The sequence below is a fragment of the Rhizobacter sp. P1_G5 genome (assembly GCF_056405435.1).
In genome coordinates this window covers 1-3878 of record NZ_JBFUCB010000578.1, presented here as the reverse complement: position 1 = coordinate 3878, position 3878 = coordinate 1, and the positions used below count along the sequence as shown (strand labels likewise).

Below are 3878 nucleotides of genomic sequence, written 5' to 3'. Positions count from 1 at the left end.
CAGGTAGCTGGGCCACGACCACACGCTGCGCCCGTCTTCGGCATCCAGCAGCACCCGGTCGTTGGCGAGCGGCCGCGCGCCGTGCCGCAGCACCATGTCGATGAACAGCGTCGACTTGCCGGCCCCCTTGCTGCCGAGGAACAGCCAGGCCCCGCCATCGAGCACCACCGCGCTCGCATGCAGCATCGGCGCGAAGCGCGGCCCGCGGCGCCACAGTGTCAGGTTGCGCGCGGCATGGAAGATCAGCTCGCTGGAACGCACGGCGCGCATCGGGTCGATGTGCACGTCGAGGCAGGCGCGCCGCGCATCGTGGCGGAACAGCATGCCTTCGCCCGGCAGGTGGATGGCACCGCCGGCATCGATGCCGGCATCGGCCGGGCCTTCGAGGTTCCAGTGCGGGTAGTTCAGCGAACGGTGGAAACGCGCCTGCGCCGGCCAGCCGGCGGCTGTGTCGGCCAGCTCGGCGGCGCTGGCGTGGTGCACGCGGATGTCCATCGCCGGCATGGCGCCCGGCTCGACCACCGAAGGCTCGTAGGAGCGCGCGATGCGGTCGAAGAACCAGGCATCGCCGAACGCGCTGTGAAGCAGGAACTGGCTGTCGAGCAGCCGATGACGACTCGTGTCCACGCAGGCCTCGAAGACGCAATGTTCCTCGGCGGCAAGGCCGCCGAGGCCCGGTTGAAGGGGGAGCGTCTCCGTGTGGGAGTCGTGTGCCGCATGACAGGCGGCCGGCTGGGTGGGGCACAAGAATTCTTGTGAGCCCAGGCGGCAAAGTCTACGGAGCCGCAACGGGCCGGTCAAGCGCCCTGCGTCGAAGAGGGCTGTCAGTTCGCTGTCGCGAATCCGACCAAGGCAGGGTTTGTTCGATGCCGGCGCATGATGCGCGGCAGCTTTCATGGAGGATTCTGATGACACGCCATTTCGACGCCATCGTGATCGGCAGCGGCCAGGCCGGGCCGTTCCTCGCAGCCCGGCTGTGCGCCGCCGGCATGAAGACCGCGCTGGTCGAGCGCGAGCATCTGGGCGGCACCTGCGTCAACGACGGCTGCATCCCGACCAAGACGCTGGTGGCGAGTGCGCGCACCGCGCATGTCGCGCGCCGTGCGGCGGACTACGGCGTGGTGATCGACGGTGCGGTGCGCGTCGACATGAAGGCGGTGAAGGCGCGCAAGGATGCGATCGTCGCGCAGTCGGTGGCGTCGCTGTCGTCGTGGCTGGGCGGCATGGAGAACCTGAGCCTGGTCTGGGGCCATGCGCGCTTCATCGGGCCGCACCGCGTGCAGGTGGGCGACGAGGTGCTCGAGGCGCCGAAGGTCTTCATCAACGCCGGCGCGCGTCCGATCGTGCCCGACTGGCCGGGCATCGCCGACGTGCCGGTGCTGACCAACACCTCGATGATGGCGCTCGACGTCGTGCCGGAGCACCTGCTGGTGATCGGCGGCAGCTACATCGGGCTGGAGTTCGCGCAGATGCACCGCCGCTTCGGCGCGCGCGTGACGGTGCTGGAGCACGGCGGGCGCCTGGTGTCGCGCGAGGACCCGGAGGTGTCAGCGGAGGTGCGTGCGATCCTCGAGCGCGAGGGCATCGAGGTGCTCACGATGGCGCGCGATTTCTCGCTGGCCCGTGCTGCGGACGGCGCCATCCGCCTGAGCATCCTGCAGGACGGCCGGCCGCGCGAGCTCACCGGCAGCCACCTGCTGGTGGCCGTGGGCCGCCGCCCGAACACCGACGACCTCGGGCTCGAGCACGCCGGCGTGATCTGCGATGCACGCGGCTACATCGAGGTCGACGACCAGCTGCGCACCAGCGTGCCCGGGCTCTGGGCGATGGGCGACTGCAACGGCCGCGGCGCGTTCACGCACACCTCGTACAACGACCACGAGATCGTCGCCGCCAACCTGCTGGACGACGATCCGCGCCGCGTCAGCGACCGCATCCCGGCCTATGCGCTCTACATCGACCCGCCGCTCGGCCGTGTCGGCATGACCGAAGCCGAGGTGCGGGCGAGCGGGCGCGACGCGCTGGTCGGCGTGATGCCGATGACGCGTGTCGGCCGCGCGAAGGAGCGCGGCGAGACGCAGGGCTTCATGAAGGTGCTGGTGGATGCGCAGACCGAGCGCATCCTCGGTGCATCGCTGCTGTGCATCGACGGCGACGAGATCGTGCATTCGCTGCTTGACGTGATGGCGGCGAACGCACCGTACACGGTGATCGCGCGGGCGGTGCACATCCACCCGACGGTCAGCGAGCTGATCCCGACCTTGCTGCAGCAGCTGAAGCCGCTGCCGAAATGACGGAAGGAAATGACGGAAAGAAATGAGGGAAGATTGCGCTCCCTCGAAGAACAACCAGGAGCGCAACCGATGAAGATCCGTGCCACTGCCATTGCCGCTGTTGTCACCGCAGCGGCCTCGCTCATCGCGTGCAGCACGCCAACCTCGACCGGCGGCCCCATCGACGATGCGAAGCTGCAGGACAGCATCCGCACGGTCGTCGTGATCTTTGCGGAGAACCGCGCCTTCGACAACCTGTACGGCCTGTTCCCCGGCGCCGACGGCATCCCCGGCGTGAACCCGTCGTCGCGCGGCACCTGGCAGCCGCAGACCGAGCGCGACAGCAACGTCGTGCTGCCCAAGCTGCCGCAGACCTGGGGCGGCGTCACCGCGGCGGGCCAGGCGGTGACGCTGGCGCAGGGCGCGACCGCGAACCAGGACAACCGGCCGTTCCAGATCGATGCCGATGCGGGCTACCAGGGCAGCGGCGTGAAGGTCGGGCAGGACGTGATCACGCGTGACCTGTACCACCGATTCTTCGAGAACCAGATGCAGATCAACGGCGGGCGCAACGACAAGTTCGCTGCCTGGGCCGATGGCGGCGGCCTGTCGCTGGGCTACTACGACGGCAGCCGGATGCGGCTGTGGCAGATCGCGCAGCAGTACGTGCTGGCCGATCGCTTCTACATGGGCGCGTTCGGCGGCTCGTTCCTGAACCACCAGTACCTGGTGTGCGCCTGCGTGCCGGTGTACCCCGATGCCGAGCAGTCGCCGGCCAAGGGCTCGATCTCGGTGGTCGACCGGCTGGCCGACGGGCGCTGGAGCGCGCGGCTGACGACGCGGCCCGACTCGCCGTCGTCGGCGATCGCCGGGCCGCCGAAGTACGTCAACAGCAGCAACCTGACGCCAGCCAACTACGCCGGCGACGGCAGGTACTACGCGGTCAACACGATGCAGCCGGCCTACCAGCCGAGCGGCGTGCCACCGGCGGCGACCGGCAGCGACCTGTTGGCCGATGCGGGCAAGGCCAACACGCTGCCGCCGCAGACGCAGGCGACGATCGGCGACATGCTCGACCGCAAGGGCGTCGACTGGGCCTGGTACGGCGGCGCGTGGAACACCGCGACCGACGAAGGCCGGCAACCGGCAGCGGTGGCGCGCAAGGTCATCTATGCGTCGCCGATCGGCTTCCAGACGCACCACCAGCCGTTCAACTACTACGCGACGGTCGACCCGACCGATCCGGCGAAGGCCGCGTACCGCAAGGCGCACCTGAAGGATTTCGACGAGAGCTTCCTGCAGGATGCGGCCGCGGGCACGCTGCCGCCGGTGACGTTCTACAAGCCGCAGGGCAACCTGAACCAGCATGCCGGCTATGCCGACGTGGCGTCGGGCGACCAGCACATCGCCGACCTGATCGCGAAGCTGCAGCAGAGCCCGCAGTGGAAGCACATGCTGGTGGTCGTGACCTACGACGAGAACGGCGGCTTCTGGGACCACGCGCCGGTGCCGAAGGGCGACATCTGGGGCCCCGGCACGCGCATCCCGGCGATCATCGTGTCGCCGTGGGCGAAGAAGGGCTTCGTCGACCACACGCCGTACGAC

Annotated in this window: 3 protein-coding genes; 2 read left to right on the top strand and 1 reads right to left on the bottom strand. The window is 69.2% G+C overall.

Annotated features, from left to right (window positions below):
* Nucleotides 1–627: phosphoenolpyruvate carboxykinase (ATP) (locus AC1D12_RS27290; protein WP_477844167.1), on the bottom strand; the 627-nt coding region annotated here is incomplete at its 3' end.
* 281 nt (nucleotides 628–908) lie between these two features.
* On the opposite strand from AC1D12_RS27290, the gene AC1D12_RS27285 reads away from it, so the two are divergent.
* Together AC1D12_RS27285 and acpA are read left to right on the top strand one after the other, a co-directional pair.
* Nucleotides 909–2294, top strand: coding sequence for an FAD-containing oxidoreductase (locus tag AC1D12_RS27285; protein WP_477844165.1), 1386 nt, complete (start codon nucleotides 909–911; stop codon nucleotides 2292–2294).
* A 69-nt stretch (nucleotides 2295–2363) separates the two neighbouring features.
* A partial coding sequence (acpA, locus tag AC1D12_RS27280; protein WP_477844163.1) for an acid phosphatase occupies nucleotides 2364–3878 on the top strand: 1515 nt, incomplete at its 3' end.

Excerpts from the sequence above, each read along its gene's own strand:
- AC1D12_RS27285 (WP_477844165.1), top strand. The coding sequence starts at position 909 with ATGACACGCCATTTCGACGCCATCGTGATCGGCAGCGGCCAGGCCGGG.